This is a genomic window from Rhizobium sp. KDH_Rht_773_N, assembly GCF_052946295.1.
This window is the reverse complement of sequence record NZ_CM129525.1, coordinates 985,138-1,000,128: the sequence shown is the minus strand read 5'-3', so window position 1 is coordinate 1,000,128 and position 14,991 is coordinate 985,138. Positions and strand designations below refer to the sequence as shown.

General features: G+C 61.7%; 14 protein-coding genes. 7 read left to right on the top strand and 7 right to left on the bottom strand.

Annotated features, from left to right (window positions below):
* Nucleotides 1-52: 52 nt before the first annotated feature.
* Both ACU8HS_RS05140 and hisG read left to right on the top strand, forming a co-directional pair.
* Nucleotides 53-1,174, top strand: a complete 1,122-nt coding sequence (locus ACU8HS_RS05140; RefSeq protein ID WP_112754882.1) for an ATP phosphoribosyltransferase regulatory subunit — start codon at nt 53-55, stop codon at nt 1,172-1,174.
* Nucleotides 1,171-1,866, top strand: coding sequence for an ATP phosphoribosyltransferase (gene hisG, locus ACU8HS_RS05135; RefSeq protein ID WP_112571000.1), 696 nt, complete (start codon nt 1,171-1,173; stop codon nt 1,864-1,866). The genes ACU8HS_RS05140 and hisG overlap by 4 nt, the downstream gene beginning before the upstream one ends.
* Before the next feature lie 71 nt (nt 1,867-1,937).
* Here hisG and ACU8HS_RS05130 read toward each other — a convergent pair whose 3' ends face one another.
* Nucleotides 1,938-2,387, bottom strand: a complete 450-nt coding sequence (locus ACU8HS_RS05130; RefSeq protein WP_112571002.1) for a DoxX family protein — start codon at nt 2,385-2,387, stop codon at nt 1,938-1,940.
* Between the two features lie 204 nt (nt 2,388-2,591).
* Here ACU8HS_RS05130 and ACU8HS_RS05125 point away from each other — a divergent pair, with 204 nt between their 5' ends.
* Nucleotides 2,592-3,302 carry a glutathione S-transferase family protein gene (locus tag ACU8HS_RS05125; RefSeq protein WP_447015508.1) on the top strand — a complete coding sequence of 237 codons (711 nt, stop codon included), beginning with the start codon at nt 2,592-2,594 and terminating at the stop codon, nt 3,300-3,302.
* A gap of 74 nt (nt 3,303-3,376) precedes the next feature.
* Here the strand turns inward: ACU8HS_RS05125 and ACU8HS_RS05120 are convergent, their stop codons facing one another.
* The 3 genes from ACU8HS_RS05120 to groES all read right to left on the bottom strand — a co-directional run bounded on the left by ACU8HS_RS05120 (nt 3,377) and on the right by groES (nt 6,678).
* On the bottom strand, nt 3,377-3,823 hold the full coding sequence (locus tag ACU8HS_RS05120) for a hypothetical protein (RefSeq protein WP_112571057.1): 447 nt from the start codon (nt 3,821-3,823) through the stop codon (nt 3,377-3,379).
* Nucleotides 3,824-4,687: 864 nt separating this feature from the next.
* A complete protein-coding gene (gene groL / locus ACU8HS_RS05115; RefSeq protein WP_112571007.1) occupies nt 4,688-6,325 on the bottom strand; it encodes a chaperonin GroEL in 1,638 nt (545 codons plus the stop codon).
* A gap of 56 nt (nt 6,326-6,381) precedes the next feature.
* On the bottom strand, nt 6,382-6,678 hold the full coding sequence (groES, locus tag ACU8HS_RS05110) for a co-chaperone GroES (protein WP_112571009.1): 297 nt from the start codon (nt 6,676-6,678) through the stop codon (nt 6,382-6,384).
* 309 nt (nt 6,679-6,987) lie between these two features.
* Here groES and ACU8HS_RS05105 point away from each other — a divergent pair, with 309 nt between their 5' ends.
* Both ACU8HS_RS05105 and ACU8HS_RS05100 read left to right on the top strand, forming a co-directional pair.
* Nucleotides 6,988-7,836: a TIGR01459 family HAD-type hydrolase gene (locus ACU8HS_RS05105; RefSeq protein ID WP_447015507.1), complete on the top strand. Its 849-nt coding sequence runs from the start codon at nt 6,988-6,990 to the stop codon at nt 7,834-7,836.
* A 14-nt stretch (nt 7,837-7,850) separates the two neighbouring features.
* Entirely contained in the window at nt 7,851-8,855 is a 1,005-nt protein-coding gene (locus ACU8HS_RS05100) for a bifunctional riboflavin kinase/FAD synthetase (protein ID WP_112571013.1), read from the top strand.
* Between the two features lie 17 nt (nt 8,856-8,872).
* On the opposite strand, the gene ACU8HS_RS05095 is transcribed toward ACU8HS_RS05100, so the two are convergent.
* The gene (locus ACU8HS_RS05095; RefSeq protein WP_112571059.1) at nt 8,873-10,087 is read right to left on the bottom strand and encodes an MFS transporter; all 1,215 of its coding nucleotides are present in this window, start codon (nt 10,085-10,087) and stop codon (nt 8,873-8,875) included.
* 422 nt (nt 10,088-10,509) lie between these two features.
* Here ACU8HS_RS05095 and ileS point away from each other — a divergent pair, with 422 nt between their 5' ends.
* Together ileS and ACU8HS_RS05085 are read left to right on the top strand one after the other, a co-directional pair.
* Complete coding sequence (gene ileS, locus ACU8HS_RS05090) at nt 10,510-13,416, top strand: isoleucine--tRNA ligase (RefSeq protein WP_447015506.1); 2,907 nt, start codon at nt 10,510-10,512, stop codon at nt 13,414-13,416.
* Between the two features lie 131 nt (nt 13,417-13,547).
* Nucleotides 13,548-14,177, top strand: coding sequence for a hypothetical protein (locus tag ACU8HS_RS05085; protein WP_112571017.1), 630 nt, complete (start codon nt 13,548-13,550; stop codon nt 14,175-14,177).
* A gap of 6 nt (nt 14,178-14,183) precedes the next feature.
* Here the strand turns inward: ACU8HS_RS05085 and ACU8HS_RS05080 are convergent, their stop codons facing one another.
* Both ACU8HS_RS05080 and ACU8HS_RS05075 read right to left on the bottom strand, forming a co-directional pair.
* Nucleotides 14,184-14,489, bottom strand: coding sequence for a hypothetical protein (locus tag ACU8HS_RS05080; RefSeq protein WP_112571019.1), 306 nt, complete (start codon nt 14,487-14,489; stop codon nt 14,184-14,186).
* The gene (locus ACU8HS_RS05075; RefSeq protein WP_447015882.1) at nt 14,486-14,923 is read right to left on the bottom strand and encodes a nucleoside deaminase; all 438 of its coding nucleotides are present in this window, start codon (nt 14,921-14,923) and stop codon (nt 14,486-14,488) included. Before ACU8HS_RS05075 ends, ACU8HS_RS05080 begins: the two co-directional genes overlap by 4 nt.
* Nucleotides 14,924-14,991: the final 68 nt, after the last annotated feature.

Sequence of the window (14,991 nt, the reverse complement as noted above, 5' to 3'; positions counted from 1 at the left end):
CTCCCACCTGTGGGGAGGGGTTGGGGAGGGGACTTTACCCCGGAGCACAACCATGCCCCTGATCAACCTCCCTGATTTCTCCGGCGAGCTTCTGGACGAGTTTTCCGCCCGCAAGGCGGAGCGCATCGACACACCGGTCATCCAGCCGGCCGAACCCTTTCTCGATATCGCCGGCGAAGATCTTCGCCGCCGCATCTTCATGACGGAAAGCGAAACCGGCGCCAGCCTCTGCCTGCGCCCGGAATTCACCATTCCCGTCTGTCTGCGCCATATCGAGAGCGCCACGGGCACGCCCAAGCGCTATTCCTATCTCGGCGAGGTCTTCCGCCAGCGCCGGGACGGCAGCAACGAATTCTATCAGGCCGGCATCGAAGACCTCGGCGATATCAACCTTGCCAGCGCCGATGCCCGCGCGATCGGCGATGCCGTCGGCATCCTCTGCCGCCTGCTGCCCGGCCGGCCACTCTCCGTCACCATCGGCGATCAGGCCGTGTTCGAGGCCGTGGTGCAGGCACTCGGCCTGCCGCTCGGCTGGCAGAAGCGGCTGATCCACGCCTTCGGCAACATGATCCGGCTCGAGAGCCTGCTGGCGAGCCTCGTCAGCCCGCAATTCGTCACCGGCCTGGACGACAAGGTCGCAGCCCTCGCCGGCCTCGAGGATGAGACGCCGCTGATCGCCTATATCGACGAGACGATGCAGGCGACCGGCTATTCCACCAATGCCAGCCGCTCGCCGCAGGAAATTGCCCGGCGGCTCAAGGAAAAGCTCGTGCTCTCCGAGACCCGTCTCGATGACGCGGCCTTCCATGTGCTGGAACAGTTCCTGTCGCTCAACGTGCCGCTGGTCAACGCATCCGCATCGCTTGCGCATTTCGCCGATGCGGCAGGGCTGAAGCTCGGCAACGCATTGGCACGTTTCGACGGACGCGTGGCGGCGCTTTCCAATGCCGGCGTCGATCTCTCGCTCATCGAATACCGTGCCGCTTTCGGCCGTCCGCTTGATTATTATACCGGCCTCGTCTTCGAGGTGATGGTCGAAGGCTCTTCGGCTGTTCTGGCCGGTGGCGGCCGTTTCGACAGGCTGATGACCTTCCTCGGCGCCAGGGACCGCATTCCCGCCGTTGGCTTCTCCCTCTGGCTCGACCGTATCGAAACCGAAAGGGCAGCCGCATGACGATCACGATCGCGCTTCCCTCCAAGGGCCGCATGAAGGACGACTGCTCGGCGATCTTCGAGCGCGCCGGCCTGAAAATCTATGCCGTCGGCAACGACCGCTCCTATCGCGGCCGCGTCGAAGGCTGGGACGATGTGGAAATCGCCTTCCTCTCGGCCTCGGAAATTTCCCGCGAACTCGGCAACGGTTCGATCGATTTCGGCGTCACCGGCGAAGACCTCGTGCGCGAGGGGCTGGCGGAGGCCGACAAGCGGGTGGAATTCTGCGCCCGGCTCGGCTTCGGCCATGCCGATGTCGTCGTGGCCGTGCCGGAAATCTGGCTGGATGTCGATACGATGGCCGATCTCGTTGACGTCGCCGCCGATTTCCGCGCCCGTCACGGCCGGCGCCTGGCGATCGCCACGAAATATTGGCGGCTCACACAGCAGTTCTTCTCCAGCCAGCACGGCATCCAGCTCTACCGCATCGTCGAAAGCCTCGGCGCCACCGAAGGCGCGCCCGCCTCCGGTTCGGCCGATATCATCGTCGATATCACCTCGACCGGCTCGACGCTGCGCGCCAACCACCTCAAGGTGCTTTCCGACGGCGTCATCCTGCGCTCGGAAGCCTGCCTCGTGCGCGCCCGCAAGGATGCCCATGCCGATACGCCGACGGCAAACGCGATTGTCGAAGCCGTGCGCTCGGTTCTCTGATTTCGGATTTTCTGACAAAGAAATCCCGCCGTCTTTCGACGGCGGGTTCTGCATGCATGCGAGGACGTTTATTAGCGGGCGGCGACGGCCTGCGGGCCGCGGCGGGCGTCGAGAGAATAGGCGCCTGCGCCGTTGGTGGCGAGCATGATATAGGCGCCGGCAAGCGTGATGTTCTTCAGGAAGTTCACGAAGTTCAGGCCGTTGATCCAGCCGTTTGCCGCAGCCGGGAAGTCAGGAACGTTGACGGTCGGCAGGTGGAAGACGATGCCGGTGAACACGCAGAATGCGGCAATCAGCCAGCCCGTGTAACGAACCTGATAGCCGATGAGCACGGAAAGGCCCATGACGAGTTCGAAAATGCCGGCAAGGTAGGTGAGTGCGGTCGAAGCCGGAAGGCCGGCGCCGGCGATCATGCCCGCGGTGGCTGCTGGATCGGTCACCTTGCCGAAGCCGGCAAAAATGAACATGAAGGACAGGAGGATGCGGGCGAGAAGGATAAGGACGTTGTTCGTATTCGACATGGGCGTTGCTCCGTTGAATGGCTCTTGAGGTCTTGATGCCCCGGCACCGTGTTGGACCTCGTGTGCAACCTATTTCGCCTTTTTCCGGCGTCAGGGAAAGATAAACGGCAGCGGACAGTTTGTTCACTAATAGGAGACGATCAGGCGGCTTGCCTTGCATGGCGGCGGTCTTCTATGGTCGCCACCTCACCCAAGGAGAAACCGATGGCAGATCTTTCCGCATTTCCGATCACCAGCCGCTGGCCGGTGAAAAACCCCGACATTATCCAGCTTTATTCGCTTCAGACGCCGAACGGCGTGAAGATTTCGGTAGCACTTGAAGAGCTCGGTCTGCCTTATGAGCCCCACTATGTCTCCTTCGCGACGACAGACCAGAAGACGGCTGAATTCGTCTCGCTGAACCCGAACGGCCGAATTCCGGCAATCATAGATCCCAACGGTCCGGATGGAAAGCCGATCGGCCTTTTCGAATCCGGCGCCATCCTGCTCTATCTGGCGGAAAAGACCAGCAAGCTCATTCCGGCCGATGCGGCGGGCCGCTACGAAACCATCCAGTGGGTCTTTTTCCAGATGGCCGGCATCGGCCCGATGTTCGGCCAGTTCGGCCATTTCTACAAGGCCGCCGCCGACAAGGTCGCCAACAATCCCTACCCGGTGGAGCGCTATCGCGACGAGGCCAAGCGCCTGCTCGGCATCTTGGAAAATCGTCTGCAGGGGCGCCAGTGGATCATGGGCGACGAATACACGATCGCCGACATCACCACGTTCCCGTGGATCCGCGGCGCCGATATTTTCTACGGCGGTCGCGAAGTTCTGGAATATGCGAAATTCCCCGCCGTCATGGGCTGGCTGCAGCGCTGCATTGCGCGCCCGGCGAGCGAGAAGGGCCTGAACATTCCAGTGAAGCCGGTCTGAGCACCCTGCTCGGCGTCGAAAATAGAAAAGGCCGATCGCGAGACCGGCCTTTTTCTTGAAATCGCGCCGGCAGCTTACTGGCGGCTGGCGATCTGGCTGCTACCTTCCAGCTTGAAGCGGGGGAAGACGAAAACGCCGACCATGCTGCCGCTATACTTTTCTTCCAGCCCGTTGGACTCGCCCATGCAGAAGAGCGGCTGGCGGAAGCCGTTCGGCATGATGATGGTGGTCGAAAAACAGAAGGATGAGGACAGCGTGGCCGCCTGTTCGAAGAGTTGCAGCACGTGGTTGCGGTCCTTGCCGTCGTAGCAGCGCACCAGGCTCAGAAGGCCGCATTCCTGCGCCGAGAGACCGTGCAGCATCGCGCTCCACTCCCCGAGCTTTATTACGCCGGTCGAAAAGTCTCCGATCCAGCTTTCGGATACGGAGAACTGCGCCAACATGTCGTGATTGTGATTATTGTAGTCCAGCGAGCCGGGTATCAAAGGTGCGGCAGCATTGGCTTTGGCGATCTTAAACAAGGCGTTCCCCAGTTCGGGCGCGGCTTCCATGCCGCGCACTCGGCAAACACAAAGAAACAGGATCACGTAGCGCCAGGCATCATGCCTGTGCTTGTACCTTGCGAAAACAAGCTTTCGGCCCGGCACCAGATGGCTGCCGCCGAGTACCTCTCGCAAGGTTTACTCTCATATGTTCGCGGAGACCTTCGAAGCCCGAATGTTCACGCTTGGCCTTTGGCGCGTTCCGGTCTCGTCTGCGGCGAGCTTCATCCGGGCCGAACGTCAATTGCAGCGCGGATTTATAGGAGCTTTTGCGCAAACGGCAACGGCTTTTTCGGGGGCGTTGGCATGGCGTTATGGTCAGGATTTTCCGTGGATTTGCAGGTTTTCAGCCAATTTCGTGGCTGGTACTCAGCTTCACGCGCTGTGGAAACGGTTTCACTCGCGGCAAAACATGCAATCCTCGTAAATTATGCGCCTTGTCGGCGAATTCTTCGCAAGTGAAGAAATGTGCGGCAACGCAAGCTTCGCGAAAGCCTCGGATAAAAACTTGGCTCCAAAGGGCAAGTTAAACGTTCAAGCGGCCCGTAAACGCGGTGTTTTTCGAATCGCTTGAATAAAAAAGGGCGGCCCGAAGACCGCCCTCCTGAACTGGATGGTTCAGATGCATGACCCAGGGGTCTTACATCATGTCCATACCGCCCGTTCAGCGCGCTTGTCGCGCTGAACCACCTTTGGATGATGGGCGGTTTCATGGACGCTGGTGCAAGACGCCTCTGGCGTCTTACATCATGTCCATACCGCCCGTTCAGCGCGCTTGACGCGCTGAACCACTTTGGATGATGGGCGGTTTCAGGGACGCTGGTGCAAGACGCCTCAGGCGTCTTACATCATGTCCATACCGCCCATGCCGCCCATGCCGCCCGGCATTGCCGGAGCGTCCTTCTTCGGCAGCTCGGCGATCATGGCTTCCGTGGTGATCAGCAGCGAAGCAACCGAAGCTGCGTTCTGCAGAGCCGTGCGGACAACCTTGACCGGGTCGACGATGCCGAGCTGGATCAGGTCGCCATATTCGCCGGTCTGGGCGTTGTAGCCGTAGTTGTCTTCGTTCTTGTCGAGGATCTTGCCGACAACGATCGAAGCTTCGTCGCCCGCGTTTTCAGCGATCTGGCGAACCAGAGCCTGGAGGGCGCGGCGAACGATGTTGATGCCGGCTTCCTGGTCCTCGTTGGCGCCCTTGGCCTTGATCTTGGTGGAAGAACGCAGCAGAGCGACGCCGCCGCCCGGTACGATACCTTCCTGAACAGCAGCGCGCGTCGCGTTGAGGGCGTCGTCGATGCGGTCCTTCTTTTCCTTCACTTCGACTTCCGTCGAACCGCCGACGCGGATAACGGCAACACCGCCGGCGAGCTTGGCAAGACGTTCCTGCAGCTTTTCGCGGTCGTAGTCGGAGGTGGTTTCTTCGATCTGGGCCTTGATCTGGGCAACACGGCCTTCGATGTCGGCCTTGGAGCCGGCGCCGTCGACGATCGTGGTGTTTTCCTTGGAGATCGAGACCTTCTTGGTACGGCCGAGCATGTCGAGCGTGACCGACTCGAGCTTGATGCCGAGGTCTTCGGAGATGACGGTGCCGCCCGTCAGGATGGCGATGTCTTCGAGCATGGCCTTGCGGCGGTCGCCGAAGCCCGGAGCCTTGACAGCAGCGATCTTCAGGCCGCCGCGCAGCTTGTTGACGACGAGCGTAGCAAGAGCTTCGCCTTCGACGTCTTCAGCGATGATGAGGAGCGGCTTGCCGGTCTGAACGACAGCTTCCAGAACCGGGAGCATGGACTGCAGGTTCGAGAGCTTCTTTTCGTGCAGGAGGATGAAGGCGTCTTCGAGGTCAGCAACCATCTTTTCCGGGTTGGTGACGAAGTAGGGGCTGAGATAGCCGCGGTCGAACTGCATGCCTTCGACGACTTCGAGTTCGGTTTCGGCGGTCTTGGCTTCTTCGACGGTGATAACGCCTTCGTTGCCGACCTTCTGCATTGCTTCGGCAATGTCGAGACCGATCTGCTTTTCGCCGTTTGCGGAGATCGTGCCGACCTGGGCAACTTCTTCCGACGTGTTGATCTTCTTGGCCTTGGCCTGGAGATCCTTGACGACTTCAGCAACAGCGAGGTCGATACCGCGCTTGAGGTCCATCGGGTTCATGCCGGCGGCAACTGCCTTTGCGCCTTCGCGAACGATGGCCTGTGCGAGAACCGTTGCAGTCGTGGTGCCGTCGCCGGCGACGTCGTTGGTCTTCGAAGCAACTTCGCGGACCATCTGAGCGCCCATGTTTTCGAACTTGTCTTCAAGTTCGATTTCCTTGGCGACCGAAACACCGTCCTTGGTGATGCGCGGAGCGCCGAAGGACTTGTCGATAACGACGTTGCGGCCCTTCGGACCGAGGGTTACCTTCACTGCGTCAGCGAGGATATCGACGCCGCGCAGCATCTTTTCGCGCGCGCCGCGGCCGAATTTTACTTCTTTAGCTGCCATTTTGAGAACTCCAAAAAAGGGGTGTCAGCGATATCGGATGAAAGACAACCGGCCGATCAGCCGATGATGCCCATGATGTCGGCTTCCTTCATGATCAGAAGGTCTTCGCCGTTGATCTTGACTTCCGTGCCCGACCACTTGCCGAACAGAACGCGGTCGCCGGCCTTGACATCAAGCGGAACGACCTTGCCGGACTCGTCGCGAGCGCCGGTGCCGACAGCGACGATTTCGCCTTCCTGCGGCTTTTCCTTAGCGGTATCCGGGATGATGATGCCGCCCTTGGTCTTCTCTTCGGATTCAACGCGACGGACGACGACGCGATCGTGAAGCGGACGGAAATTGGTGCTTGCCATTGTCTAATCCCTCGATCAAATGACATTCGCGGACCGGGGTGGCCCACATGGAGAATGTTAGCACTCAACTCCCGTGAGTGCTAGCGCCGTGCATTTAGGGATGGCTCCGGAAGGAGTCAAGAAGAGCCTTCACGGATTTTTGTGCCGGAATTGTGAAGAGGGCGGGATTTGTCCCGCGCCGCTTGCCGAACGTTGCGCACGTTCGGCTTTCCAGACTCTGACCTTCTTCCTCCGGGTGAGAAAATGCCTTGCCATTGAAGCCCGCCTTTGCAATGTCACCGATGGCTGAAAGCGAAGCAGGAAAGCGGAATGGCAAAGCGGATTGCGAACTTCTCCGAGATCACCGATCGATATGACGTGGTGCTCTGTGATGTCTGGGGTGTCGTCCATAACGGCGTCGATCCGTTTCCAAAAGCCGGCGAGGCGCTTGAGGCTGCCCGCGCCGCCGGCCTGACCGTCGTTCTCATCACCAATTCGCCGCGTGTCTCCTGGCAGGTCGTCGAGCAGCTGCGCCAGATCGGCGTGCCCGACGGCGCCTATGACCGCATCGTCACCTCTGGCGACGTCACCCGGGCGCTGATCGCCGAAGGTCCGCGCGAAGTCTTCCTGCTTGGCCCCGAGCGCGACAATCCGATCCTCGAAGGTCTCGATGTCGAACGCGCGCCCGCGGGCGAGGCCACCTCCATCGTCTGCACCGGCTTCTTCGACGACGAGACGCAGACGCCGGAGGACTACACCGACATGCTCGTGGATTTCAAAGCCCGCAACGTGCCGATGATCTGCGCCAATCCCGATCTCGTGGTCGAGCGCGGCCACCGCATCATTCCCTGCGCCGGCGCCATGGCCGCCTATTACGAGCAGCTCGGCGGTTCCACCCGCATTGCCGGCAAGCCGCACCGGCCGATCTATGAGGCGACCCTTGCCGCTGCCCGCGAAGTGCGCGGCGATTTCCCGATCGACCGCGTTCTGGCGATCGGCGACGGCATGCCGACGGATGTGCGCGGCGCCTTGAATTATGGCCTCGACCTTCTCTACATCAGCGGCGGTATCCACGCGAAGGAATATACGCTTGATGGCGAGACCGACGAGGCGATCCTGCATGCCTATCTCGAACGGGAAAAAGCCACGCCCAAGTGGTGGATGCCGCGCCTCGCATAAGAGAAACGAAGCCGATGACCGTGTTCCACCGCAATGAAACCCGAGATCCGCTGCCCGAGCATCTGAAAGGCGGCGTCATCGCCATCGGCAATTTCGACGGCGTCCATCGCGGCCACCAGTCGGTGCTGAACCGGGCGCTTGAAATCGCAAGGGAGCGGGGCGTGCCCGCCCTGGTGCTGACTTTCGAGCCGCATCCGCGCACGGTCTTCAAACCGGATGCGCCCGTCTTCCGCCTGACGCCGGCGCCCTTCAAGGCGCGCATCCTGGAAGAGCTCGGCTTCAACGCCGTCATCGAATATCCTTTCGACCATGAATTCTCGCAGCGTTCGGCGGAAGATTTCATCCATTCCATCCTGAAGGACTGGCTCGGCGCATCGCAAGTCGTAACCGGTTTCGATTTCCATTTCGGCCGCGGCCGCGAGGGTGGGCCTGCCTTTCTGATGGATGCCGGCAACCGCTATGGTTTCGGCGTCACCTTGATCGATGCCTTCCGCGACGAAAATACCGACGTCGTTTCCTCCAGCCATATCCGCGCGCTCCTGAAGGAGGGCGATGTTTCGGCCGTTGCGGCCATGCTCGGCTATCATTATACGGTTGAGGCGCAGGTCATCGACGGCGAAAAGCTCGGCCGTCAGCTGGGCTTCCCGACCGCCAACATGCAGCTGCCGCCGGAGGCCGAACTGGCGGCCGGCATCTATGCCGTCCGCTTCCGTCTGGAAAACGGCAAGCTTTACGATGCGGTGGCAAGCTACGGCCGCCGCCCGACGGTGACGGAAAACGGCGCGCCGCTGCTCGAAACCTATCTCTTCGATTTCAGCGGCGATCTCTATGGCCAGATCTGCTCGGTCTCTTTCTTCGGCTATCTGCGCCCCGAGCTGAAATTCGACGGGCTCGACCCGCTCGTCGCGCAGATCAGGCGCGACGAGGAAGAGGCCAGAGCGCTTCTCTCAGGTGTCAGGCCGCTCGGCGAACTCGACAGGAAGCTCTGTTTCGAAAGCAATTCCGGCAAAACTGCGTAGCGGTTTATTGAAAATGCTTACGCGGTACCAAGCGCCGGCTGCGCCTTCTGCCGCGGCAGCGGCGGGAAGGCGAGCGCGATCGCTGCAGCACCGAGCCCGACCAGCGCCGACCCGATGAACAGCCACGAATAATTGGCATAGCTATCGTAGATCCAGCCGCCGATCAGCGGGCCGAAGGCCATGCCGATGCTTGACAGCATGGTCGCCGCCCCGAACACCGTGCCGATGATGCGCGGGCCGAAATATTCGCGCGCCAGCACCGCATAGAGCGGCATGACGCCGCCATAGGCGCTGCCGAAAATGACGGCAAGCACGTAGAATTCCCCAAGCCTGCTGACGGCGAGATAGGTGGCAAGCGCTGCCGCCTGTATCAGCAATCCCGCGATGATGACCGGCTTCACGCCGATCCTGTCCGCCAGCGTGCCATAGAGCAGGCGCCCGCCAAGACCGGCAAGACCCTCGACGCTGTAAATGCTGACGGCGGCCATCGGGGCGACGCCGCAGAGCGTGGCATAACTCACCATATGGAAGATCGGCCCGGAATGGGCCGCGCAGCAGGCAAAGAAGGTGAGCCCGAGCACGATGAACTGCGGCGAACGGAAAACCCGCCACAGATTGGGAACGCCGCCATCGGCCGGCACGATCGCCTCATGCGTCTCGACGGGCGGGGACGGACGGCGACGCACGAGAAGCGCTGCCGGGATCATCAGGATCAGCGCGCCGATGCCGATGACCATCATTGCCGGGCGCCACTCGTAGGCGGTGATGAGCCAGCGTGCGAAGGGCGAGATCGTCATCGGCGCCACACCCATGCCGGCCGAAACCAGCGAGACGGCAAGGCCGCGGTTTTCGTCGAACCATTCCGTCGTGGCCGCGATCATCGGTGCGAAGAAGGCGCTGGCCGAGAGCCCGACGAGCACGCCATAGGTCAATTGAAACTGCAGCAGCGTTTCCGCCCGGCTGGCAAGCACCAACGCCAGCCCGAGGATGACGGAGCCGATCAGCACCACCGGCCGCGGCCCGAACCGGTCGCTGGCCGCGCCCCAGAAGAAGCCGCCGATACCCATGACGATGAAATTCAGTGTCATGGCGCTGGCAATGCCGGCATGCGACCAGCCGGTGGCATCCGCGATCGGCTGCTGGAAAATGGCGAGAGAAAACATGGCGCCGAGAGCGACACACGTCATCAGCGCGCCGGCCGCGACGATAACCCAACGATAGGAACTGTTCATATCCTCATCACTCCTTGCGGGTTCGATCGGCATGATGAATTTCCCATGCCCGCGAGTCAAAGACGTCCGGGCAACGAGGAATTCGACAGGCTCTTGGGATTTTTGCAGCGGAAGCGGGAAAATCGCGGCCATGGCGCGTCGCCGCCATCCGCCGGTCGTCTTTTCATGCGGCGGGCGTTCGGCCTTTCGTAAGGTTGCGGGCCTGAAATCCCTCTTCCTTTTCCGCCGAAAAGCGCCTATGAACCGGCGCGATGAGTAAATTCCGGCTGGCGCATTCGATACGAATTATCGGCCCGGTCTTCCGCGCGCGCTGAGCGGCCGGAAGGTCCGGGTTTTTGGCGCTTGGATTGAGCGAGCGCTTTCCGTCACCATAGATTTGATGTCCGCGCGCCCCTCCGGGCCGCCAGAAACGATTGTCACACATGACCGACACAGCCGAAAAGATCGATTATTCGAAGACCCTCTATCTGCCCGAGACGGATTTTCCGATGCGCGCCGGCCTGCCGCAGAAGGAGCCGGAACTCGTTGCCCGTTGGCAGCAGATGGACCTCTACAAGAAGCTGCGGGCTTCCGCCGCCGGCCGCGAAAAATTCGTCCTGCACGACGGCCCGCCCTATGCCAACGGCAACATCCACATCGGCCACGCGCTGAACAAGATCCTCAAGGATGTCATCACCCGCTCCTTCCAGATGCGCGGTTACGACTCCAACTACGTTCCCGGCTGGGACTGCCACGGCCTGCCGATCGAATGGAAGATCGAGGAAGAAAACTATCGCGCCAAGGGCAAGGCCAAGCCTGACCTGAGCGAGCCCTCGGCGATGATCGAATTCCGCCGCGAATGCCGCGCCTATGCCGAAAAGTGGATCGCCATCCAGGGTGGCGAGTTCCAGCGTCTCGGCATTGTCGGCGATTTCGAAAACCCGTACCTGACGATGAATTTCCACGCGGAAAGCCGCATCGCCGGCGAACTCCTGAAGATCGCCAGGAGCGGCCAGCTCTACCGCGGCTCCAAGCCGATCATGTGGTCGGTCGTCGAGCGCACGGCACTGGCGGAAGCGGAAGTCGAATATCATGACTATGAGAGCGACACGATCTGGGTGAAGTTCCCGGTCGCCAAGGGCTCCGATGCCCTCAAGGACGCCTTCGTCGTCATCTGGACCACCACGCCCTGGACGATCCCTGGCAACCGGGCGATCGCCTATTCGTCGCGCGTTGCTTATGGCCTGTACGAAGTCACGGCTGCCGAGAACGATTTCGGCCCGCGTCCGGGCGAGAAGCTTATTCTCGCTGACCGGCTCGCTGAGGAATCCTTCGCCAAGTCCAAGCTGCAGTACAAGCGCCTCGACGATGTCACCGCCGACGACCTCGCCGGTATCACCTGCGCCCATCCGCTGAAGGGCCTCGGCGGCGGCTATGAATTCGCCGTGCCGCTGCTCGATGGCGACCATGTCACCGACGATGCCGGTACTGGTTTCGTCCACACCGCACCCAGCCACGGTCGCGAAGACTTTGATGCCTGGATGTCGGCTGCTCGCACCCTTGAGGCGCGCGGCATCGACACAAAGATCCCGTTCCCGGTCGACGACGGCGGCTTCTACACCGCCGATGCCCCCGGCTTCGAAGGTGCGCGCGTCATCGACGACAACGGCAAGAAGGGCGATGCCAACGACCGGGTCATCAAGGCGCTGATCGAGGCCAACGCGCTCTTTGCCCGCGGCCGCCTGAAGCATCAATATCCGCATTCCTGGCGCTCCAAGAAGCCGGTCATCTTCCGCAACACGCCGCAGTGGTTCGTCTACATGGACAAGACGCTGGCCGATGGCACGACGCTGCGCACCCGCGCGCTGAAGGCGATCGACGACACGCGCTTCGTGCCGGCTGCCGGCCAGAACCGCCTGCGCGCCATGATCGAGCAGCGCCCCGACTGGGTTCTTTCCCGTCAGCGCGCCTGGGGCGTGCCGATCTGCGTCTTCGTCGACGAGCACGGCACAGTGCTGCAGGACGATGCCGTCAACCAGCGCATCCTCGATGCGTTCGATGCCGAGGGCGCCGACGCCTGGTTTGCCGAAGGCGCCAAGGAGCGGTTCCTCGGCAACGAGCATGACCCGGCCAAGTGGTCGCAGGTCATGGACATCCTCGATGTCTGGTTCGACTCGGGCTCGACGCATACCTTCACGCTGGAAGACCGCCCCGACCTGAAATGGCCGGCCGATGTCTACCTTGAGGGTTCCGACCAGCATCGCGGCTGGTTCCATTCCTCGCTGCTGGAATCGGCTGCGACGCGTGGCCGTGCGCCCTATAACGCCGTCATCACCCATGGCTTCACCATGGATGAGAAGGGCGAGAAGATGTCGAAGTCGAAGGGCAACGTCGTCTCCCCGCAGGACGTCATGAAGGATGCCGGCGCCGATATCCTGCGTCTGTGGGTCATGACCACCGACTATTGGGAAGACCAGCGCCTCGGCAAGACGATTATCCAGACCAACGTCGATGCCTATCGCAAGCTGCGCAACACCATCCGCTGGATGCTCGGCACGCTGGCGCACGACAAGGGCGAGGTCATCGCGCTTGCCGACCTGCCGGAACTGGAGCAGCTGATGCTGCACCGCCTGTCCGAGCTCGATCAGCTCGTGCGCGAAGGTTATGATAGTTTCGAGTTCAAGAAGATCGCCCGCGCGCTCATCGACTTCGCCAATGTCGAGCTGTCGGCCTTCTATTTCGACGTCCGCAAGGACGCGCTCTACTGCGATGCGCCCTCCAGCCTTCGCCGCCGCTCGGCGCTTTATGTCATTCGCACGATCTTCGATTGCATGGTGACATGGCTTGCGCCGATGCTGCCTTTCACCACGGAAGAGGCTTGGCTCTCGCGCAATCCTTCCGCCGTTTCCGTTCATCTGGAGCAGTTCGCTCCGGTCGCTCCGGAATGGCGCAACGATGCCCTGGCCGAAAAGTGGAAGAAGATCCGTGCGATCCGCAGCGTCGTCACCGGCGCGCTCGAAATCGAGCGCAAGGACAAGCGCATCGGCTCCTCGCTGGAAGCCGCCCCCGTCGTGCATGTCGCCGATGCGGACCTCATGAAGGCGCTCGAAGGGCAGGATTTCAGCGAAGTCTGCATCACTTCCGGCATCACGATCGAGGCGAGCGCCGGCCCGGCCGATGCCTTCCGGCTGCCGGAAGTCGCTGACGTCGCGGTCGTTCCGAAGCTGGCCGAAGGCGTGAAATGCGCCCGCTCCTGGCGTATCACCACCGATGTTGGCTCCGATCCCGACTATCCCGACGTTTCGGCGCGTGATGCCGCGGCACTGCGCGAACTTGGCATCGCGGCCTGAAGATATTTGCCGGGTGAATTGCCTTTGCGGCGTTCATCCGGTAAAAGCTGCCTGAAAATGGCCGGATTTTTGCGTCAGGGGGACGATTGTCCGGTGGGCAGTACTGATTCCGGCATGCGGGAAGGGTTTTCATGTTAGCGACGCATTGGTTCCGTTTGGGCGCCTGCCTGTCTGTTGTCATGGCGGCAAGCTCCATGATGTCCGGCTGCGCCAGCAGCCCGACCTACGGCACCGACAAGACCGCAATGGAACAGCTTGCCGACGACCTCGGCCAGTCCGTTTCGCTGACCGGCCCCGGCCCGAAGAATGCCGGCGTGAAGTACACGCCGCGTCCGACACTGGTCATGCCTGCGCCGGACCAGAAGGAAACCCTCGTCGCGCCGCAGCAGAATGTGGCGAACAAGGACAATCCGCAATGGGTTGAATCGCCGGAAGAGGCCCGCGCCCGCCTCGTCAAGGAAGCCGACGAAAATTCGGACAATCCGAGCTATCGCTCGCCGCTCGCCAGCTCCGCCATCGAAGGTGGCCGCCAGACGACCGAAGCCCAGACCCAGGCCTATCGCGAAGCGCGCGCCCTGCAGAAGGGTGCCTATATCGACCAGCGCCGCTACATTTCCGATCCGCCGACCGAATATCGCGCCGTCGACGACCCGGCCAAGCTCGATGACCTCGGCACGCCGGAGCAGAAGAAGGACAAGCAGCGCAAGAAGGATGCGGCCGTTGCCGGCAGCGGCACCAAGTGGTGGCAGATCCTCCAGTAAGATCTGTTAGCGGCGCGACGCCGTGAACCAGCGCTGCGTCAGCGTGATGTGCAGCAGCTGGCTGGACAGGAAGACGCCCGATATCAGCGCAATGTCCGAAAGCTGTGCCGCGCCCGAAAGCAGGATTGCGCCCAGGACCGCAGCCGCAAGCGCTGGAATGACGGCAAAAGCGATCCTTCTCGGCGCCGTCCAGTTCACGCCTCCCTTCAAGGACCATTGCATCGGCAGCTTCGCGATACCGGGCGCGACGGTCCGGTTGGCATAGGCGGCAACGCCGCCCATGACGATGATTGTTGCGATGGCAAGGATCATGGTGCGTCTCTCCTTTCGGAAAAGAATGCCCTCAGCATATCCGCCGACTCGGTTTCGTTGAAGCCGGAATAAACCTCCGGTGCATGATGGCAGGTCGGCTGCGCGTAGAAACGCACGCCGTTGTCGACCGCTCCGCCCTTCGGGTCTTCCGCACCGTAGTAGAGCCTGCGGATGCGGGCGAAGGAAATGGCGGCCGCGCACATCGTGCAGGGCTCCAGCGTGACGTAGAGATCGGCGCCGGCAAGCCGTTCCTGGCCGAGCGTGTCGCAGGCCATGCGGATCGCCGCGATCTCGGCATGGGCCGTCACGTCGTTGAGTTCGCGCGTGCGGTTTCCGGAACGCGCCACCGCCTCGCCATCGATGACGACGACGGCGCCGATCGGCACTTCGCCGCGCTCCCCGGCGACGCGCGCTTCCTTCAGCGCCATCTCCATAAATCGATTTGTCTTCACGTTTGCGAGAATTTCCACTTAACCGCCGGTGCATGACCTGATAGACAGGC

Bases quoted from the DNA above. Each gene is read 5' to 3' on its own strand.
- ileS (WP_447015506.1), top strand. From the start codon at position 10,510: ATGACCGACACAGCCGAAAAGATCGATTATTCGAAGACCCTCTATCTG.
- ACU8HS_RS05105 (WP_447015507.1), top strand. From the start codon at position 6,988: ATGGCAAAGCGGATTGCGAACTTCTCCGAGATCACCGATCGATATGAC.
- ACU8HS_RS05095 (WP_112571059.1), bottom strand. From the start codon at position 10,087: ATGAACAGTTCCTATCGTTGGGTTATCGTCGCGGCCGGCGCGCTGATG.
- ACU8HS_RS05130 (WP_112571002.1), bottom strand. From the start codon at position 2,387: ATGTCGAATACGAACAACGTCCTTATCCTTCTCGCCCGCATCCTCCTG.
- ACU8HS_RS05125 (WP_447015508.1), top strand. From the start codon at position 2,592: ATGGCAGATCTTTCCGCATTTCCGATCACCAGCCGCTGGCCGGTGAAA.
- groES (WP_112571009.1), bottom strand. From the start codon at position 6,678: ATGGCAAGCACCAATTTCCGTCCGCTTCACGATCGCGTCGTCGTCCGT.
- ACU8HS_RS05140 (WP_112754882.1), top strand. From the start codon at position 53: ATGCCCCTGATCAACCTCCCTGATTTCTCCGGCGAGCTTCTGGACGAG.
- groL (WP_112571007.1), bottom strand. From the start codon at position 6,325: ATGGCAGCTAAAGAAGTAAAATTCGGCCGCGGCGCGCGCGAAAAGATG.
- ACU8HS_RS05080 (WP_112571019.1), bottom strand. From the start codon at position 14,489: ATGATCCTTGCCATCGCAACAATCATCGTCATGGGCGGCGTTGCCGCC.
- hisG (WP_112571000.1), top strand. From the start codon at position 1,171: ATGACGATCACGATCGCGCTTCCCTCCAAGGGCCGCATGAAGGACGAC.
- ACU8HS_RS05100 (WP_112571013.1), top strand. From the start codon at position 7,851: ATGACCGTGTTCCACCGCAATGAAACCCGAGATCCGCTGCCCGAGCAT.
- ACU8HS_RS05075 (WP_447015882.1), bottom strand. From the start codon at position 14,923: ATGGAGATGGCGCTGAAGGAAGCGCGCGTCGCCGGGGAGCGCGGCGAA.
- ACU8HS_RS05085 (WP_112571017.1), top strand. From the start codon at position 13,548: ATGTTAGCGACGCATTGGTTCCGTTTGGGCGCCTGCCTGTCTGTTGTC.